We start from the raw sequence: 18,774 nt of genomic DNA, 5'->3' as shown, positions 1-18,774 counted from the left end.
GCGGTATCAGCCAGTCATGCGGATCGACGCAAGAGGATAAAGCACAATGTCCAAACAGATTATGGTGCCGGATATCGGCGCCGATGAAGTTGAAGTCACCGAGATCATGGTGGCCGTGGGTGACAAGGTCGAGCTGGACCAGTCCATCATCGCGGTAGAAGGCGACAAGGCCTCCATGGAAGTACCGGCTCCGTCTGCCGGTATCGTCAAAGAGATCCTGATCAAGGTGGGCGACAAGGTTGCCACCGGTTCCCAGATCATGATCTTCGAAGCCGAAGGCGCTGCTGCTCCTGCAGAAGTGGCCGCTCCTGTTGCTGCAGCTCCGGCCGCCGCACCGGTCGCTGCCGCTCGCAAAGATGTCAATGTACCGGACATCGGTGGTGACGAAGTTGAAGTCACCGAGATCATGGTTGCCGTGGGCGACATGGTTGAAGCCGACCAATCCATCATCGCCGTGGAAGGTGACAAGGCCTCCATGGAAGTGCCGGCACCGTTCGCCGGTCGCGTGGTCGAGATCAAGGTTGCCGCTGGCGCCAAGGTTTCTACCGGCTCTCTGGTGATGGTATTCGAAGTGGCTGGCGCGGCTCCTGCCGTTGCTGCTGCACCGGCTCAGGCTGCCGCTCCTGCCGCCGCCCCGGTTGCTGCTGGCGCGAAAGACGTCAACGTACCGGATATCGGTGGCGATGAAGTTGAAGTCACCGAGATCATGGTTGCCGTGGGTGACAAGGTTGAAGCCGACCAGTCCCTGATCGCTGTGGAAGGTGACAAGGCCTCCATGGAAGTGCCTGCGCCGTTCGCCGGTGTGGTCAAAGAGATCAAGGTGAAGGCGGGTGACAAGGTCTCCACCGGTTCCCTGATCATGGTATTCGAAGTGGCTGGCGCTGCTCCTGCCGCCGCGCCGGTTGCTCAAGCTGCCGCTCCGGTCGCAGCTGCCCCCGTTGCTGCTGCTCCGGCTCCGGTTACTCAGGCTGCTGCCTCTTCCGATTTCGTTGCCAACGACGCTTACGTACACGCCTCTCCGGCGGTACGCCGTCTGGCGCGCGAGTTCGGCGTCAACCTGGCCAAGGTGAAAGCCTCCGGTCGCAAGGGCCGTATCGTCAAAGAAGACGTACAAGCCTATGTGAAGGATGCCATCAAGCGTGCCGAGTCCGCTCCTGCCTCTGCTGGCGTAGCCGGTGGCAACGGTCTGGGCGTACTGCCGTGGCCGAAAGTAGACTTCAGCAAGTTCGGTGATGTGGAAGAGGTCGAGCTGACCCGCATCCAGAAGATCTCCGGTCCGAACCTGCACCGCAACTGGGTCATGATCCCTCATGTCACCCAGTTCGACGAAGCCGATACCACCGAGCTGGAAGCGTTCCGCAAAGAGCAGAACGCGATGCTCGAGAAGCAGAAGGCAGACGTGAAGATCACCCCGCTGGTGTTCATCCTGAAAGCCGCCGCCAAGGCGCTGGAAGCTCACCCGCGCTTCTGCAGCTCTCTGTCCGAAGATGGCAGCAAGCTGATCATGAAGAAGTACATTCACATCGGTGTGGCGGTTGATACCCCCAACGGTCTGGTTGTGCCTGTGGTGCGCGATGTTAACAAGAAGGGCATCATGGAGCTGTCTCGCGATCTGGCCGAGATCTCCAAGAAGGCCCGTGCCGGCAAGCTGACCGCTTCCGACATGCAGGGCGGTTGCTTCACCATCTCCAGCCTGGGTGGCATCGGCGGTACCAGCTTTACCCCGATCGTCAACGCGCCGGAAGTGGCCATCCTCGGTGTATCCAAGTCCGAGATGAAGCCGAAGTGGAACGGCAAAGAGTTCGCTCCGCGCCTGATGCTGCCGCTGGCTCTGAGCTACGACCACCGCGTGATCGATGGTGCCGATGGAGCTCGCTTCATCACCACCATGAATGGCGTGCTGTCCGACATTCGTCGACTGGTCCTGTAAGTGAGAGGGCGGGCCCAGAGCCTGCCCTTTTTACTTCTCATTTCATTAACATGATCGTAAACTTGCCCCGTTTTTTTCACGGCTGCAGCGGCCTCTTGTTTTGCAAGGAAAAGAAGGCATAAGACTGCGCTGTCCGGGGATACAAGAACGACAAAGAGGTCATGATGAGTAAAGAAATCAAAACCCAGGTCGTAGTACTGGGTGCTGGCCCTGCCGGTTATTCCGCTGCTTTCCGTGCGGCCGATTTGGGTCTGGATACCATTATCGTCGAGCGTTACTCCACCCTGGGTGGCGTCTGCCTGAACGTGGGTTGCATTCCCTCCAAGGCCCTGCTGCACGTAGCCAAAGTGATTGAAGAAGCCAAGGCGCTGGCCGAGCACGGCATCGTCTTCGGTGCACCGCAGACCGACATCGACAAGATCCGTCTGTGGAAAGAGAAGGTTATCAACCAGCTGACCGGCGGTCTGGCTGGCATGGCCAAGATGCGTAAAGTTCAGGTTGTGAACGGCTTCGGCAAGTTCACCGGCCCGAACACCATCGAAGTTGAAGGCGCTGATGGCAAGACCACTGTGACCTTCGACAACGCCATCATCGCGGCCGGTTCCCGTCCGGTGAAGCTGCCGTTCATTCCGCACGATGATCCCCGCGTATGGGACTCTACCGATGCGCTGGAGCTGAAAACCGTTCCTGGCAAACTGCTGGTTATCGGTGGCGGCATCATCGGTCTGGAGATGGGTACCGTTTACTCCTCTCTGGGTTCCGAGATCGACGTGGTGGAATTTGCCGACCAGCTGGTTCCGGCTGCCGACAAAGATATCGTCAAGATCTACACCAAGCGCGTTGCCAAGAAGTTCAACATCATGCTGGAGACCAAGGTCACCGCAGTTGAAGCCCGTGAAGACGGCCTGTACGTCTCCTACGAAGGCAAGCACGCTCCGGCCGAGCCGGTTCGCTACGACAACGTGCTGGTTGCCGTAGGCCGTGTGCCGAACGGCAAGATGCTGGATGCCGAGAAGGCAGGCGTTGCCGTCAACGAGCGCGGTTTCATCGAGGTGGACAAGCAGCTGCGTACCAACGTGGCGCACATCCACGCCATCGGTGACATCGTTGGTCAGCCGATGCTGGCCCACAAAGGTGTGCACGAAGGTCACGTTGCCGCTGAAGTGATCGCCGGCAAGAAGCACTACTTCGACCCGAAAGTGATTCCGTCTATCGCCTACACCGAGCCAGAGATGGCATGGGTTGGTCTGACCGAGAAGGAAGCCAAGCAACAGGGCCTGAACTTCGAAGTGGCCACCTTCCCGTGGGCTGCTTCCGGTCGCGCCATTGCGTCCGACTGCTCCGACGGCATGACCAAGCTGATCTTCGACAAGGAGAGCGGCCGCGTCATCGGTGGTGCCATCGTGGGTACCAACGGTGGTGAACTGCTGGGTGAAATCGGTCTGGCCATCGAGATGGGTGCCGACGCCGAAGACATCGCACTGACCATCCACGCTCACCCGACTCTGCACGAGTCCGTGGGTCTGGCAGCCGAAGTGTTCGAAGGCTCCATCACTGACCTGCCGAACGCCAAGGCCAAGAAGAAAAAGTAATCTTCTGTCCGCTTCATGAAAAAGCCGCTCAATCGAGCGGCTTTTTGTTTTTGGTCATTAGATATCAAAGACATCCCTGTCCTGTTTTTTCCTGCTTGAGTTTGCACATGAGAAAGGGCGCCGCAGCGCCCTTTTTATCGTGCCTGATGGCCCCGTTTATAGCCGGAAGTTGCCAACCAGTTTATCCAGCTGGGCAGAGAGCTGCTGCAGGCTGCGGCTCGATTCGGTGAGCTGGTGGGCGATATCGGCCGTCTCCATGGTGAGCTGGTTGATATCTTCCACGTTGCGGTTGATCTCGCCGACCACGCTCGACTGCTCCTCGGTAGCGGTGGCGACCTGGATGTTCATGTCGTTGATCTGGGTGATGTGGGCGGTGATATGGCCGAGCGCGGCGTTGGCTTCATCGGCCTGTGCCACCACTTCCAGACTCTGGTTGCGGCCCTGGGCCATGGCGCTGACGGCGCGGGAGCTCTGATCCTGCAGCCGGTTGATCATCTCCTGGATCTCGGCGGTAGAGGCGGCGGAGCGGTTGGCGAGGTTGCGCACCTCGTCGGCCACCACAGCGAAGCCGCGGCCCTGTTCGCCAGCACGAGCTGCTTCAATGGCTGCGTTGAGCGCCAGCAGGTTGGTCTGCTCCGAGATGCTGCGGATGGTCTCGAGGATGCTGCCGATGGAGTCGGTCTGGCTGGCCAGCGACTCGATCACGCCGGCGACCTGCTCGATCTCCCCGGAGAGGCCGACGATGCCGTGGCGGGCCTGTGCCACGATGTGGGCACCGGCATCCGCCTGATCATTGGCCTGCTTGGCTACATCGGCCGCCAGCGAGGCGTTGCCGGCAATCTCGCCCACGGTGGCTCCCATCTCGTGGATGGCGGTAGCCACCTGTACGGTACGGTCACGCTGGGCGGTACAGTTGTGCTGGGTCAGCTGGGCCTTGCTGGCCACCTCGTTGGCCGTCGTGGCCAGCTGACGGGAGTTGCTGGCCACCTGCTCGATGGAGCCGTGGATCTTGGCGACGAAGTTGTTGAAGCCGGTCGCAACCTGGCTCAGCTCGTCACGGCCCTCCACCTTGAGGCGCTGGGTCAGATCGCCATCACCGCTGCCCAGCTCCTTGAACAGACGTGCCAGTTCGTTGAGCGGGCGGCTGACAGATCCCGCCAGCAGCATACCCATGGCCCCCATGGCGAGTGCGATGACCAGCGAGATCATCAGGATCTGGTTGCGGTTCTGATCCAGCTCGGCGTAGATCTCCGCTTCCGGCACCTGGACGACCAGATACCAGTCGAGCAGCGGGATATAGCTGCTGGCCAGCACCATGGGCTCGCCATTCACTTCGGCGCTGATCACGGCAAAGGGGCGCTTGGCCAGCAGGCTGCCACTGTCGCTGCCTGCCAGCTGGCTCAGGTTGTCACGCTCTATTCGGCTGGCATCGGGGTGCAATTTCACCTTGCCGCTGCCATCGACCATAAAGACGATGCCGCTATCTTCCAGCCGGAAGTTGGAGACCATGGCAACCATAGAGTCGAGGGATTTGGCAAAGCCGGCCAGTCCGCGACCATTGAGCTGCTGGAAGTTGACGAACAGCTTCATCTCGCCGGTGCTCTCGCGGAAGATGCTGAGAGTCATCTCCTTCTGGCTCTTGGTGTAGTCATAGAACCAGGCATCCTGAGCCGGAGTGAGGTTGCGCAGAAAGCCATCCTGGTTGTAGTAGGCCGCGGTCTGGCGATCGGCAAAGGAGGCGGTGACCAGCCCGTACTGGTTGGCTACATCCTTGAGCTGGTTGATGAGCAGTGGCTCCTGCTCCTTGGGCATGCCCCGATCCACCCAGTCGAGAATAAAGCGGTCGGTGGCCAGCTGCTGTGCCGCACGGGCGATACCGTTGAGATCCTGTTCGATCTCCTTGCTGATACGTTGGGTCAGGTTGGGCAGCTCCTGTTCGAACATCCGTTTTTCGATCAGCTGTTGCGCCGCGCGTTGGCTGAAGTAGCCCACCAGCAGGCAGGAGATAACGACGGCCAGGGTGACGGTGGCCAGAATTTTCTGTTTGAGGGTCAGGGTTGCCAGCATATAAGTGCCCGAAAGATAGAGATTGACGACTCTCATATTAGCGGCAGAGAGGGGGCGCCCATGAGCCTTTCGACCCTTTATTTATGGATTGCGTTTGCGCTCACAAGGGGCTGGCGGACAAATAGATCCGGAAGAGGCTGAATTGGCCGGAATGTCGGTTGCGCTTGTGCTCCGGCCCCTTATAGTAGAGGCCATCCTTGGTGACCGGCTTCCTGAAGAAGATGGAAAATATGATGCGCAGCGTTCGTGCGGGATGGACCCGACTGCTTTTGATTATGCTGGCGGCCATGCCGCTGCTGGTGCAGGCCGCAGATGGTGGCCGCCCCAAGGTGGCACTGGTGCTCAGTGGCGGCGGTGCCAAAGGCTCGGCCCATATCGGTATCCTCAAGGTGCTGGAGCAGAAGCGCATCCCGGTCGACATCATAGTGGGCACCAGCATGGGCTCTTATGTGGCGGGCATGTACGCCATGGGGCTTAGCGCCGAGGAGGTGGAGCGTACGACGCTGGCCATCGACTGGAACAAGGGTTATCAGGACAAAGTGGGCCGTGATGAGCTCTCCCTGCGCAAGAAGCAGCAGACCGAGAAGTATCAGCTGCGCACCGATATCGGCGTCAATGGCGACACCATTCAGCTGCCGGATGGTTTCTTTCAGGGCCAATCCATGGCCAGCCTGCTGCGGACTGCCACCTCCAACCTGCCGGCGCTGAAGAGCTTCGATGATCTGCCGATTCCTTATCGTGCCATGGCAACCGATATGGAGACGGTCACCCCTTACGTGCTCGATCGCGGCAGTCTGGCCAAGGCGATGCAGGCTTCCATGTCCATTCCGGGGGCGCTCAAGCCGGTGGAGTGGGATGGCCGGATTCTGGCCGATGGGGGTGCGGTCAACAACATGCCAGTGGACGTGGCCAAGGCGATGGGAGCCGATGTGGTGATCGCGGTGGATATCAGTGCCAAGCTGCGCACCCGCGAGTCCCTCAAGTCCGGCCTTGCCATGATCGACCAGCTCACTACCTACATGACCCAGGTCGGCACCGACAAGCAGAAGGCGCTGCTGGGGCCCAAGGATATCCTGCTCACTCCCGAGTTTGGCGACATGGGGATCGCTGATTTCGCCCGGATGCCGGAGGGGATCAAGATAGGCGAGGCGGCGGCCGAGAAGGTGTCGCTGGAACTTGACAAGCTCTCCCTGAGCAAGGAGCGCTACAACGAGTACCGCAACCGCAAGCTGAGTCGCCGTGCCGAACGCAGCGGCCTGCCCGCCTACTACATCGACAAGGTGGAGATCATCAACAAGTCGCGCCTCTCTGACGAGACGGTGCGCGCCATGCTGGATGTGCGACCGGACAAGATCCAGACCAACGAGAGTCTGGAGGCGGGCATTCGCCGCCTCTACGCACTGGAGTCGTTCGATCGCATTACTTACGAGGTGGATGAGCGCGATGGCGAGAACGTGCTGGTGGTCGATGCCAGCGAGAAGAACTGGGGGCCGGGTTACCTCAACTTCCAGTTCGGCTTCTCCGACGATTTCGAGAACACCTCCAACTACAACGTCGGCATGTCCTACACCCTCACCAACGTCAACAACTGGGGCGGGGAGTGGCTGACCGAGGCTTCTCTTGGCACGGCCAAACATATCAAGACCGACTTCTATACCCCGCTGGAGCCCTCCCAGACTTTCTTTGGCGAGGCAAGCCTGGCCTATGACAAGACCCAGCGCCGTATCTTCAGCTCCGAGCCGGATACATTCAACTACCTCGACAGCGACTACTCCTTCTTCAGTTCCGATCTGGCCGTTGGCTGGAACAGCCAGCCATGGAGCCGCATCTATACCGGGGTGGAGGGGCGGGTGGGCAATGTCGATCTGAAAAACTTCAAGAATACCAGTGTGGATGCCACCGCCTGGGGGCCCTTCATCCGTTTTGAGCACGATACCCTGGACAGCCTCTATTTCCCCTACTCGGGCGAGAAGTGGGATATGAAGCTGGGTTACTCCCACGTCAATCTCTCCGGCGGAGAGCTGGATCAAAGTAGCCGCGACGAGGGGTGGAACTACAACTTCTCCATGATCAAACCCTGGTCATGGGGTCGTCACAGCCTCAACCTGATGCTGGAGGGCGGTGGTTCCAGCAGTCAGGAGGCGCTACCGCTCTATATCCAGGATCTGGGTGGGCTGTTCCGTCTCTCCGGCTTCCAGCGCTATCAGCTGAGTGGTCGCTACAGCCTGTTTGGCGGGTTGCGCTACATCTACCGGGTGGCGGACAACGACTTCGGTGCCCTCAAGATGCCGCTCTATCTGGGCGGCTCCCTCGAGCAGGGCGGAGTATGGGACAAGGGTGAAGATATCAGCTTTGACAGCTCCTTCACCGCCGGCTCCGTCTATGTGGGGGTCGAGAGCTTCCTTGGCCCGGTGTTCCTCGGCTACGGCATGGCGGAGGAGGGGAATGGCGTCTTCTATCTGCAATTGGGCACTACGTTCCAATAATGGATAAATGATGCGTATTTGTTAACTCTGCATCCGGGCTGGCATTTAATTTTCAAAAAATACCAGCCTGTTTAATTGGTTACGGTTTTGTGTTGAATTGGTTAACAGGGTTTGGATTTTAATTGGTCGTTAAAACTTATATAGTGGGGAGCACCCTACGGGGTGTCCCGCAAGGACGATCGCCGCGAGCGTGGGCGAACCCCAAAAAAAGACCAAAGAGGAATTAGTCGTGCTTGAAACATACCGTAAACACGTCGCAGAACGTGCTGCCGAGGGCGTGGTTGCCAAACCTCTGGACGCAGAGCAGGTCGCCGCCCTGGTCGAGCTGCTCAAGAACCCGCCCGCCGGCGAACAAGACTTTCTGAAAGAGCTGTTGTCCTCCCGAATTCCCCCCGGTGTTGATGAAGCGGCCTATGTCAAAGCCGGTTTCCTCACCGCCGTCGCCAAGGGCGAAGCCCACTCTCCCATCCTGACTGCCGCCGAAGCCGTTGAACTGCTGGGCACCATGCAGGGTGGTTACAACATTCAGCCGCTGATCGACCTGCTGGACGATGCGACCCTGGCTCCTCTTGCTGCCAAGGGCCTCTCCCACACCCTGTTGATGTTTGACTCCTTCCACGACGTGGAGGAGAAGGCCAAGGCGGGCAATGCCCACGCCAAGCAGGTGATGCAATCCTGGGCTGATGCCGAGTGGTTTCTCTCCCGCCCGGAGCTGGCCGAGAAGATCACCGTCACCGTGTTCAAGGTGACCGGCGAAACTAACACTGACGACCTATCTCCTGCGCCGGACGCCTGGTCCCGCCCCGATATTCCGCTGCACGCGCTGGCGATGCTGAAAAACGCCCGTCCCGGCATCACCCCCGACAAGGATGGCGCCATTGGCCCGATCAAGACCATCGATGCCCTGAAAGAGAAGGGTTTCCCGCTGGCTTACGTGGGTGACGTGGTTGGTACCGGCTCTTCCCGTAAATCTGCCACCAACTCGGTGCTCTGGTTTATGGGCGACGACATTCCGTTCGTGCCGAACAAGCGCGCCGGTGGCGTGGTGCTGGGTGGCAAGATTGCCCCGATCTTCTTCAACACCATGGAAGATGCCGGCGCCCTGCCCATCGAGGTGGACGTCTCCGGGCTTGCGATGGGCGATGTGATCGACATCTACCCGTTTGCCGGCAAGATCTGCAAGCACGGCACCGACCAGGTGCTGGCACAGTTTGAACTGAAAACCGACGTACTGATCGACGAAGTACGCGCCGGTGGCCGTATCCCGCTGATCATCGGTCGCGGCCTGACTGACAAGGCCCGCGAGGCGCTGGGTCTGCCGTTCTCCACCGTATTCCGTCGCCCGCAGCCGGTGGCCGATACCGGCAAAGGCTTCACCCTGGCCCAGAAGATGGTGGGCAAGGCGTGTGGCGTGAAAGGCATCCGCCCCGGCACCTACTGCGAGCCCAAGATGACCACGGTCGGCTCTCAGGACACCACGGGCCCGATGACCCGCGACGAGCTAAAAGATCTGGCCTGCCTCGGCTTCTCTGCTGATCTGACCATGCAGTCCTTCTGCCACACTGCAGCCTATCCCAAGCCCATCGACGTACAGACCCACCACACCCTGCCGGACTTCATCATGAACCGCGGCGGTGTCTCTCTGCGTCCGGGTGACGGCGTCATCCACTCCTGGCTGAACCGCATGCTGCTGCCGGATACCGTAGGTACCGGCGGTGACTCCCACACCCGTTTCCCCATCGGCATCTCCTTCCCGGCGGGCTCTGGCCTCGTGGCCTTCGCCGCCGCCACCGGCGTGATGCCGCTGGACATGCCGGAATCCGTTCTGGTGCGCTTCAAGGGCGAGCTGCAACCGGGCATCACCTTGCGTGATCTGGTTCATGCCATCCCCTACGCCGCCATCCAGAAAGGGCTGCTGACCGTCGAGAAAGCGGGCAAGAAGAACATCTTCTCCGGTCGCATCCTCGAGATCGAAGGTCTGCCGACCCTGAAGGTAGAGCAGGCGTTTGAACTGGCTGATGCCAGCGCCGAGCGTTCCGCTGCCGGTTGCACCATCAAGCTGGATAAAGAGCCGATCATCGAGTATCTGAAGTCCAACATCGTGATGCTGAAATGGATGCTCTCCGAAGGCTACGGTGACCCGCGCACCATCACCCGCCGCATCAAGGGGATGGAAGAGTGGCTGGCCAACCCGACCCTGATGGAAGCGGACAAGGATGCCGAGTACGCCGAAATCATCGAGATCGATCTGGCCACCATCAAGGAGCCAATCCTGTGTGCGCCGAACGATCCGGACGATGCCCGTCTGCTGAGCGACGTGGCTGGCGACAAGATCGACGAGGTGTTCATCGGTTCCTGCATGACCAACATCGGCCACTTCCGCGCCGCCGGCAAACTGCTCGAGAAGTATCAGGGCGAGCTGCCTACCCGCATGTGGATCGCGCCGCCCACCAAAATGGACAAGGATCAGCTGACTGAAGAGGGCTACTACGGCATCTTTGGTCGCGTCGGTGCCCGCATCGAGATCCCGGGCTGCTCCCTGTGCATGGGCAACCAGGCGCGGGTAGCGGAGGGTGCCTCGGTGGTCTCCACCTCCACCCGTAACTTCCCGAACCGTCTGGGCAAGGGTGCCAACGTCTATCTGGCCTCTGCGGAGCTGGCAGCCGTTGCCGCCATCCTCGGCAAGATCCCGACCGTGGCGGAGTACCTGCAATACGCCAAGGCGCTCGATGCCACGGCGGCTGACACCTACCGCTACCTCAACTTCAACGAGATCGCCTCCTACACCAAGAAGGCCGATGCGGTGATCCTGCAGCAGGCGGTCTAACGCCTCACTGCACAGCTGTAACGAGAAATGCCGCGTAATACGCGGCATTTCTATTTTGCGGCTTTCTATTCTTGAGCCTCTTTCGAGGCTTGTTGCTGCGGGCTGTGATCCAACCACAGTTTTCGCTGTTCGTTTTATAAGTGCTTTGCGTTATGTTGTTTGGTTATGACCAGTCGGGAGATCCCTGCGTTGGTCGGTATGATATGGATGTCTGCCTGCGGGCGGCTCTGACCAACTGTGGCGTGGCTCTCTATGTTTCTATTCCGGATCGATCTCTCCCGAACCAGGCTGCGTGTTGGCAGTGCTCTGTTGGTATTTTCCCTGCCGCTGCTGGTGGGTAGCTGGATCATTCACAGTATCTATGTTCAGGATCTGAGGTCTGACTCTCGCGATTCGGCGCACAAGGCGAAGCTGCTGCTGGAGGAGATGCTGGACAGGGCCGAGGAGGCCAACCGGGAGGTGTTGCCGTTGGTCAATGCTCCCTGTGCCAAGAACCTGTTGATCCTGAGAAAGACGGTTGCGCTCGAACCGTTTCTGCGTTCGGTCAATCTGGTGCGCGACGGGGTGATCAACTGTACCTCCCTGTTTGGCGAGGCCAATGATGCAGATGACAGCACTATCTACACCGGGCGCAAGCTGCTTTTGATGAGCGGCAACCGGGTACGCAAGAATCACCCGCTGCTGGTGGTGCGTCTCGAACAGGGTTCTGATGCGGCCCTGAGTGCCATCGACAGTACCCAGCTCAGCTTCATGCTCTCCCTGAGTGGCAAGCCGAGCGAGCTGTTCCTGCAGGTCGGTTCGGCCTGGCTCAGCGAATCGGGTCGCTATCTTGAACGCCTGCCCAGACTGCACCACAGCACCAGTCTTGAACTCTCTTCCCAGCGTTACCCCTTCACCATCTATGCCGGCTATACCATGCCACTCTACTGGCGTTCGCTGTGGGAAGCTCGCCAGACGGCGCTGTTGTCGCTGGTTGGCGCATCCCTGTTGCTCTCCCTGCTGGTGTGGTGGGTGCTGGGGCGACCTGGCTCTCCGACAGATGAGCTGCGCCGGGCACTGCGGGCGAAGGAGTTTGTCCCCTATCTGCAGCCGCTGGTGGCCAGCGATACCCGGCGGATGATGGGAGCCGAGGTGCTGATGCGCTGGAATCATGCCACCGAAGGGGTGATCCGCCCCGATCTCTTTATTCCACAGGCGGAGGAGTCGGGGCTGATCGTCCCCATGACCAGCCAGATGATGCGCAATGTGGCGGCTCAGCTGAGCTGGGTGCAACGCTCTTTGCCCGATGGTTTTCATATCAGTTTCAATATCAGCGCCGCTCACTGTCACGACTTTGCCCTGCTACAGGAGTGCCGGCTCTTCCTCGATCACTTTGCCCCCGGCAAGGTGGTACTGGTGCTGGAGCTGACCGAGCGTGAGCTGCTGGTGGCGGATCCCAAGACCCTCTCCCTGTTCCGTCAGCTGGACGAGATGGGGGTCAAGCTGGCCATCGACGATTTCGGGACTGGCCACTCCAGCCTGATCTATCTGCAGCAGTTCCATGTCGACTACCTCAAGATCGACCAGTCCTTTATCGCCCGTATCGGCACCGAGTCGCTCTCGGAGCATATCGTGGACAACGTGATCGATCTGGCGACTCGCCTCGGGTTGGCGCTGGTGGCGGAAGGGGTAGAAACCAGCAGGCAGGCTGACTACCTCAGAAGCAAGGGGGTCGACTATCTGCAGGGCTTCCTGTTTGCCCGCCCCATGCCGCTGCGCCAGTTCTGCGACGAGCTGTTGCCAAAGGAGCAGGAAGAGTCGGCCACCGCGCTTGCGGGCGATGTCCCGGGTACTGTCTGAGAGACTCGCCGACCAGTACCAAATGATTCTGACAATGTGGTGATAGCGTGATGGATGCCAATTCCACCAGATTGGCAGGGTCTTGTTTTCCATGCCTTGGCGCCCGCTTTTCGGTAGAATCGTCGCTCATTTTGACGTCAGCAAGAGATGAGGCGCGGTATGACGGTTCAGTTCCAGGCATTTCACAGCATCAAGGCGATTGGTAATCGGGAGGTGCTGTTCAACTGGTCGAGAACCAACCCACTCGGTGCGCTGGATCAGGTATGGCGCCCGAAAACCCGCGATGAGCTACAGGCGCTGCTGCGGGAACACCCCGAGCGCAAGCTGCGTCTTATCGGCTCCGGCCTCTCTTTCGAGCCCATTCACAGCGTCTATGCCGAGGGCAGTCAGGCGCTGCTGGTGGACTTGCACCACCTGCGCGGTCAGCTGGCGAAAACCGCCGATACCGTGACTTATCAGTCGGGGACGCCCCTCGATATCGTCTACGGCGATCTTATCGCTATGGAGCGGATGTTGCCGGCTTCCCCCGGGGTTATCGGTATCCAGACTCTGGGCGGCGCCCTCAGCACCGGCACCCACGGTCAGGGACTGCACCAGTCTGCCCTCTGCGATGCGGTGGAGGCGATGACGGTGATGCTGGCCAATGGCGAGATCATTCGGGTTGATCGATCCGACCCGCGTTTCGGCGCCTTCGTGATGGGGATGGGGATGCTTGGCATCCTGCTCGACGTTACCATGCGTACCGTACCGAACCGCATCATGCGCTGCACCAAGTTCACCACCGATTACCCCTTCCTGTTGGAGCACAACGAGCGGCTCAATCGCGAGCACGGCTTCGTGAAGAGCTGGTGGTTTGCCTGGACTGGCGAGAGCCACATCTGGCTGGTGGATCCCGCCTCCGATGACGAGGTGGCCCGCTACCGCGCCGGTGGCAGCGAGCCGCTGCTGCTGGATGGCGATATCGACGCCCGCATGAACGCCACCATAGATGCCACCCTGCAGAAGATGGCGAAAGATACCAAGGATGAGGCGCTGGCCGGTGAGCACTTCGAGACGGTGCGCCGCTTCAAGGATGCCTCCGATCTGGTGGGCAACGTCTATCAGATCCTCTGCAAGGGGATTCCGGCACCTCAGATCAACTGTGAAGTGGCGGTGCCGCTCCATCGCATGAACGAGGCGCTGGAGACTCTGCAAGCGTGGCAGCAGGCCAATCCGGGCGTGTTGCACTACCCCTTTATCCTGCGCTGCACCGGCCCTTCCGAGGCGTGGCTCAGTGCCGCTTACGGCCAGCCGGTCTGCTGGATCGGTTTTCTGGTCTATCTGGCGGCGGACGGCACCTTCGTTAATGGCTCCATGGAGCAGATGCGCGAGCTGCAGCAACTGCTGGTGCCGCTCGGCGGCATCCCCCATTTCGGCAAGCATCTGGCGATGGATCTCTACGACTTCCCGGCTCTGCTGCCGCGCTGGAACGACTTCGTGGCCTTGCAGCGTGAGCTAGACCCGCACGGCCGCTTTGAAAACCGCTGGCTCAGCGACCTGTTTGCCAACCGGTAAGGATCTGACATGACCGATATGCAAGATACCCGTATCCCAGTGACCCTGCTGACCGGCTTTCTCGGTAGCGGCAAGACCACCTTGCTCAACCACTGGGTCAAGCAGCCGGAGCTCGGCGAGTGTGCCGTGCTGATCAACGAGTTCGGCTCGGTAGGGCTGGATCACCATCTGGTGCAGCAGGTCGATGAGCAGGTGATGCTGCTCGACTCCGGCTGCATCTGCTGCTCGGTGCAGGGTTCTCTGGTGGAGGCGCTGCAGGGGCTCTTTATGAAGGCCATCCAGCGCAAGATCAAACCGTTCAAGCGACTCATCATCGAGACCACTGGCCTCGCCGATCCGGCCCCCGTGCTCTTCACGTTGAGGGAAGAGGGCTTTATCGCCCAGCGTTACCGCTTCGACGGCACCGTCACCGTGGTGGATGCCGGTCATATCGAGCAGCAGTTGGCGGCCCAGTATGAGGCGGTGAAACAGGTGGCTCTGGCGGATCTGCTGGTGGTGAGCAAAGGCGATCTGGTGGATGGCGAGCAGCTGGCGCGGGTCGAAACCCAACTGGCGGCCCTCAATCCGGCGGCGCCGATCCAGCTGGTGACCAATGGCGAACTCTCGCCCAAGGTGCTGGATAAGCTGGGTGCCTACAACGAAGCGGCGGGGCGCGATGTGCGCCAGCTGCTGGCCTGGCTGCGCACCGAATCCCCCAAGCAGGGGCTGGCGTCACCCATGCAACCCAAGATGCAGCCGTTCGCCGCCAAGGTGGGTACAGCTGCGCCCACCCACTTCGAGCACGGCAACATCGAGAGTTTCTCTTTGCGCATCGGCGAGCCGCTCAAGCCCTCTCGCCTGCTGGCTGCCATCGACGCGGTGCAGGCCCAATACGGCGATGCTTTGTTGCGCCTCAAGGGGATCTTGCAGCTGGAAGGGGAGAGCCAACCGGTGGTGATCCACGGCGTCCACGGTCAGCTCTATCCGCTGCAGGCACTGGGTGAGTGGCCGGAGGGCAAGGCCCAGTCCCGACTGGTGTTTATCGTGAAAACTCAGGACAAGGCGGGGATAGAGCGGCTGTTCCTTGATACGCTCAAGGCTCCCGAGCCCAGCCTCGAAGAGCAGCTCAAGGCCATGCTTGGCCAGCCGGATGCCTGATGTCTGACATGACCCGCCCGTAACAACGAGAGCGGGTCTTTTTATTCCTGAAGTGGAGGTGGTCTGTTATGGCGGAAGTTTCACTCGGGGTGACCCCGGCCCAGCGCAAGTGGCTGCCCATGCTGGCGGCTGTCGGCTTTTTCATGCAGTCGCTGGATGGCACCATTCTCAATACCGCTCTGCCCAGCATGGCCGAGACGCTGGGGGAGAGCCCGCTGCAGATGCAGTCGGTGGTGATCGCCTACATGCTGACGGTGGCCCTGCTCATCCCGGCCTCCGGCTGGCTGGCGGACAGGTTCGGTACCCGTCGCATCTATCTGGCGGCAATCTCGCTGTTCACCCTCGGTTCGCTGGCTTGTGCCGCCTCCGGTTCGCTCTCGATGCTGGTGGCTGCCCGGGTGCTGCAGGGGATTGGCGGCGCGCTGCTGATGCCGGTCGGGCGATTGGCGGTACTGCGGGTCTATGACAAGCGGGAGCTGCTGCGGGTGATGTCGTTCGTCACCATTCCGGGGTTGCTTGGTCCGCTGATGGGGCCGGCGCTCGGTGGCTGGCTGGTCGAGGTGGCGAGCTGGCACTGGGTCTTTCTGATTAACCTGCCGGTGGGAGTGATCGGCTTTATGGCGAGCTGGTACTTCATGCCCGATCTGCGTCAGGCGACCGCCCGTTTTGACTGGCAGGGCTTCGTGCTGTTCAGCCTCGGCATGGTGCTGGTATCGGTCGGTTTGCAGGGGCTGGGGGAGCACAGTATCTCCACCGGCTGGGCGCTGTTTGCGTTGATCTTCGGGCTGGCGGCGATGGCGAGCTACTGGCTCTACGCTGCCAATGCGGAGCAGCCGCTCTTCAGCCTGAATCTGTTCAAGACCGCCACCTTCGCCATCGGTGTCTGGGGCAACCTGTTTGCCCGCCTCGGCAGCGGTGCCATGCCGTTCCTCACCCCGCTCTTTCTGCAACTGGGGCTCGGCTTTTCACCGAGCAAGGCGGGGATGACCATGATCCCGACGGTGCTGGGCGCCATGCTGACCAAGACGCTGGTGAACAAACTCATCCCCAGGGTGGGCTATCGCCGCATCCTGATCGGCAACACCCTGTTGCTCGGCGCCATGATCGCCAGCTTCTACTTTATCGACAACCAGCTTCCCTATGGCGTGCTGCTGGGCTGGCTGGCGATCTTCGGCGCCATCAACTCGCTGCAGTTCTCCGCCATGAACACTCTCACGCTGCAAGATCTCAGCCCGACCCTGGCCAGTAGCGGCAATGGCCTGCTCTCGGTGGTGATGCAGCTCTCCATGAGTTTGGGGGTAGCGATTGCCGCCAGCTTGCTGGGGCTCTTCTCGGCGGGCACCTCAGCCGCCAACGGCCAGTGGCTGGCAGGGTTCCACCTTACCTACCTCTGTGTCGGCCTGCTTTCCATGCTGGCGGCGCTGATCTTCGCCCAACTGGCGCGAGACGGGGGAACGACTTCGGCTCAGGCCAGAGGATAAGAAAGAACAGGATAAGAAGTCACATCAACGACAAGGGCACCGCGAGGTGCCCTTGTCGATCAGTGGTGCTGCAGCTCCCGCGCTTCCCAGTGAAAGGGAATGGGGCACAGTTGCTGGGAGGCCTTGTCGTAGCACTCCCACAGCTCGTCCATGGTGCGGCCATCGATGGGGTGGCGCAGTCCGGGGGCCAGCTCGGCCAGCGGCCAGAGCACGAAGGCGTTGGTGAGGATCTCGCCGCGCGGCAGCACCAGCGGCGTCTCGCAGACCAGATCGCCGTAGAGCAGCAGGTCGAGATCCAGCGTGCGCGGGGCGAACTTCTTGGCATCCGGCTCGCGACCGTGGGCGAACTCCATCTCGCGCAGCTGCTGGCAGATGGTAACCAGCGGCAGGTCGGTCTCGGCAGCGGCAACAAGGTTGTAGAAGGGGCGGCCATTGAAGCCCACCGCCTCACTCTCGAACACCCGGGAGACCCGCAGCTCGCCGAAGGCTGCATGCAACGCATCGAGCCCGGCACGGATATGGTGTTCTCGCTCGATGTTGGAACCGAGGCTGATATAGATAGTGGTCATCAGTTGCTGCTCGCCGCCGGGGTGCGGTGGCGCAGGATCTCGACGCCGACACCGGCGGCATTGGGCACGGCGCCCGGCTTGGTGAGGGTGACCTTGACCCACTGCACCCGCTCGTCGGCGAGTACCAGCATGGCGACCTGCTCGGCCATGGTCTCGACCAGCTCGACTACCTTGCCGCTGACATGCTCGCAGATCTTGTTGGAGAGGTCGGCATAATCCAGTGCCAGATTGATGTCGTCGGTTGCGGCGGCGGGGCGGTTGTCGAACCCCATTTCGAGGTCAAAACGGAGCTTCTGGCGAATGCCTTTCTCCCACTCATATACACCTATGGTGGTCAAAACCTCGAGTCCGCGAATAAACACCTTGTCCATGACTGTACTTCTTCTTTACTCTTGATGGGCTGTGATGACAGCGCAGGGATGCTGGCCGGGCAACAGGCTTGCCGAGGCGCTCTGGGTGGGCATGGGCCCATGCCAGCGTTGTGGCCCGCATCATACCCCATTCATATCGTGGTAAAAACGACCAAGATGACGGCCCTGACGATTTTGATGATTATTCTGGCCTACCTGGGTGGTTCACTATCCAGTGCTGTGCTGGTCTCCCGCTGCAGCGGTCTGCCCGACCCGCGGGATCATGGTTCCCACAACCCCGGCGCCACCAATGTGCTGCGCCTCGGTGGCCGGCTGGCGGCGCTGGTGGTGCTGCTGCTCGATGTGCTCAAGGGAACGGCGCCTGTCTATTTCGCCTGGTATCTGCAGATAAAGCCGGTCTACCTCGGCTTTATCGGGGTGGCCGCCTGTCTTGGCCACATGTATCCCATCTTCTTTCATTTTCGCGGTGGCAAGGGGGTGGCGACGGCGCTGGGCACCATGATGCCGCTCGGCTTCACCATGGGGGGCGCTGTCATCGGCACCTGGCTGCTGGTATTGCTGGCAAGCGGCTACTCTTCGCTGGCCTCCATCATTACCGTGCTGCTGACGCCACTCTTCACCTACCTGCTCAAACCCGAATACACCCTCCCTGTCTCGTTGCTCTCCTGCCTTATCCTGATCCGCCATCACGAGAACATCTCCCGTCTGCTCAAGGGGGAAGAACCCAGAGTCTGGCGGCGAAAAGGGTGTGCCTGTGGCGAGGAAGTGGGAAAAACGGGTGATGTTGAGCAAAAAAGAGACGAACGAGACAAAAAGTAAAATTTCCCGTTGACCATCCGCCTTAAAATCCGTTTAATAGCGCCCACGCCCAGATAGCTCAGTCGGTAGAGCAGGGGATTGAAAATCCCCGTGTCGGCGGTT

12 protein-coding genes are annotated in these 18,774 nt (G+C 60.5%); 9 read left to right on the top strand and 3 right to left on the bottom strand.

Features of this window, described 5'->3' with window-relative positions; genetic code table 11:
- Positions 1 to 46: 46 nt before the first annotated feature.
- Together aceF and lpdA are read left to right on the top strand one after the other, a co-directional pair.
- Positions 47 to 1,930, top strand: a complete 1,884-nt coding sequence (gene aceF / locus AAHA39_RS12535; protein WP_320655496.1) for a pyruvate dehydrogenase complex dihydrolipoyllysine-residue acetyltransferase — start codon at positions 47 to 49, stop codon at positions 1,928 to 1,930.
- 164 nt (positions 1,931 to 2,094) lie between these two features.
- Positions 2,095 to 3,522 (top strand): dihydrolipoyl dehydrogenase, encoded by a 1,428-nt coding sequence (gene lpdA, locus AAHA39_RS12530; protein WP_033115370.1) that lies wholly within the window; start codon positions 2,095 to 2,097, stop codon positions 3,520 to 3,522.
- 156 nt (positions 3,523 to 3,678) lie between these two features.
- Here the strand turns inward: lpdA and AAHA39_RS12525 are convergent, their stop codons facing one another.
- Positions 3,679 to 5,589: a methyl-accepting chemotaxis protein gene (locus AAHA39_RS12525; RefSeq protein ID WP_320655494.1), complete on the bottom strand. Its 1,911-nt coding sequence runs from the start codon at positions 5,587 to 5,589 to the stop codon at positions 3,679 to 3,681.
- Positions 5,590 to 5,822: 233 nt separating this feature from the next.
- Here AAHA39_RS12525 and AAHA39_RS12520 point away from each other — a divergent pair, with 233 nt between their 5' ends.
- The 6 genes from AAHA39_RS12520 to mdtD all read left to right on the top strand — a co-directional run bounded on the left by AAHA39_RS12520 (position 5,823) and on the right by mdtD (position 16,913).
- Positions 5,823 to 8,075, top strand: coding sequence for a patatin-like phospholipase family protein (locus AAHA39_RS12520; RefSeq protein WP_320655687.1), 2,253 nt, complete (start codon positions 5,823 to 5,825; stop codon positions 8,073 to 8,075).
- 229 nt (positions 8,076 to 8,304) lie between these two features.
- Positions 8,305 to 10,902: a bifunctional aconitate hydratase 2/2-methylisocitrate dehydratase gene (gene acnB / locus AAHA39_RS12515; RefSeq protein WP_320655492.1), complete on the top strand. Its 2,598-nt coding sequence runs from the start codon at positions 8,305 to 8,307 to the stop codon at positions 10,900 to 10,902.
- Positions 10,903 to 11,154: 252 nt separating this feature from the next.
- Positions 11,155 to 12,741 carry an EAL domain-containing protein gene (locus AAHA39_RS12510; RefSeq protein ID WP_320655489.1) on the top strand — a complete coding sequence of 529 codons (1,587 nt, stop codon included), beginning with the start codon at positions 11,155 to 11,157 and terminating at the stop codon, positions 12,739 to 12,741.
- A 159-nt stretch (positions 12,742 to 12,900) separates the two neighbouring features.
- Entirely contained in the window at positions 12,901 to 14,295 is a 1,395-nt protein-coding gene (locus AAHA39_RS12505) for a D-arabinono-1,4-lactone oxidase (protein WP_320655487.1), read from the top strand.
- A gap of 9 nt (positions 14,296 to 14,304) precedes the next feature.
- Entirely contained in the window at positions 14,305 to 15,432 is a 1,128-nt protein-coding gene (locus AAHA39_RS12500; RefSeq protein ID WP_071913431.1) for a CobW family GTP-binding protein, read from the top strand.
- Between the two features lie 68 nt (positions 15,433 to 15,500).
- Positions 15,501 to 16,913 (top strand): multidrug transporter subunit MdtD, encoded by a 1,413-nt coding sequence (gene mdtD / locus AAHA39_RS12495; protein ID WP_216995050.1) that lies wholly within the window; start codon positions 15,501 to 15,503, stop codon positions 16,911 to 16,913.
- Positions 16,914 to 16,972: 59 nt separating this feature from the next.
- Here mdtD and folK read toward each other — a convergent pair whose 3' ends face one another.
- Entirely contained in the window at positions 16,973 to 17,482 is a 510-nt protein-coding gene (folK, locus tag AAHA39_RS12490; protein ID WP_320655482.1) for a 2-amino-4-hydroxy-6-hydroxymethyldihydropteridine diphosphokinase, read from the bottom strand.
- Positions 17,482 to 17,853, bottom strand: coding sequence for a dihydroneopterin aldolase (gene folB / locus AAHA39_RS12485; protein ID WP_005355064.1), 372 nt, complete (start codon positions 17,851 to 17,853; stop codon positions 17,482 to 17,484). Before folB ends, folK begins: the two co-directional genes overlap by 1 nt.
- Before the next feature lie 156 nt (positions 17,854 to 18,009).
- Between folB and plsY the strand changes: the two genes are divergently transcribed.
- Positions 18,010 to 18,672 carry a glycerol-3-phosphate 1-O-acyltransferase PlsY gene (gene plsY, locus AAHA39_RS12480; protein WP_320655480.1) on the top strand — a complete coding sequence of 221 codons (663 nt, stop codon included), beginning with the start codon at positions 18,010 to 18,012 and terminating at the stop codon, positions 18,670 to 18,672.
- Positions 18,673 to 18,774 lie beyond the last annotated feature (102 nt).

It is taken from the genome of Aeromonas sp. SE22 (genome assembly GCF_038739755.1).
Taxonomy (GTDB): Bacteria; Pseudomonadota; Gammaproteobacteria; order Enterobacterales; family Aeromonadaceae; genus Aeromonas; species Aeromonas jandaei.
The sequence above is the reverse complement of the archived record's forward strand: the minus strand, read 5'-3'. Positions and strand labels throughout refer to the sequence as shown.

Bases quoted from the DNA above. Each gene is read 5' to 3' on its own strand.
- mdtD (WP_216995050.1), top strand. From the start codon at position 15,501: ATGGCGGAAGTTTCACTCGGGGTGACCCCGGCCCAGCGCAAGTGGCTG.
- AAHA39_RS12525 (WP_320655494.1), bottom strand. From the start codon at position 5,589: ATGCTGGCAACCCTGACCCTCAAACAGAAAATTCTGGCCACCGTCACC.
- folK (WP_320655482.1), bottom strand. From the start codon at position 17,482: ATGACCACTATCTATATCAGCCTCGGTTCCAACATCGAGCGAGAACAC.
- AAHA39_RS12500 (WP_071913431.1), top strand. From the start codon at position 14,305: ATGACCGATATGCAAGATACCCGTATCCCAGTGACCCTGCTGACCGGC.
- plsY (WP_320655480.1), top strand. From the start codon at position 18,010: ATGACGGCCCTGACGATTTTGATGATTATTCTGGCCTACCTGGGTGGT.
- AAHA39_RS12510 (WP_320655489.1), top strand. From the start codon at position 11,155: ATGTTTCTATTCCGGATCGATCTCTCCCGAACCAGGCTGCGTGTTGGC.
- lpdA (WP_033115370.1), top strand. From the start codon at position 2,095: ATGAGTAAAGAAATCAAAACCCAGGTCGTAGTACTGGGTGCTGGCCCT.
- folB (WP_005355064.1), bottom strand. From the start codon at position 17,853: ATGGACAAGGTGTTTATTCGCGGACTCGAGGTTTTGACCACCATAGGT.
- AAHA39_RS12520 (WP_320655687.1), top strand. From the start codon at position 5,823: ATGCGCAGCGTTCGTGCGGGATGGACCCGACTGCTTTTGATTATGCTG.
- aceF (WP_320655496.1), top strand. From the start codon at position 47: ATGTCCAAACAGATTATGGTGCCGGATATCGGCGCCGATGAAGTTGAA.
- AAHA39_RS12505 (WP_320655487.1), top strand. From the start codon at position 12,901: ATGACGGTTCAGTTCCAGGCATTTCACAGCATCAAGGCGATTGGTAAT.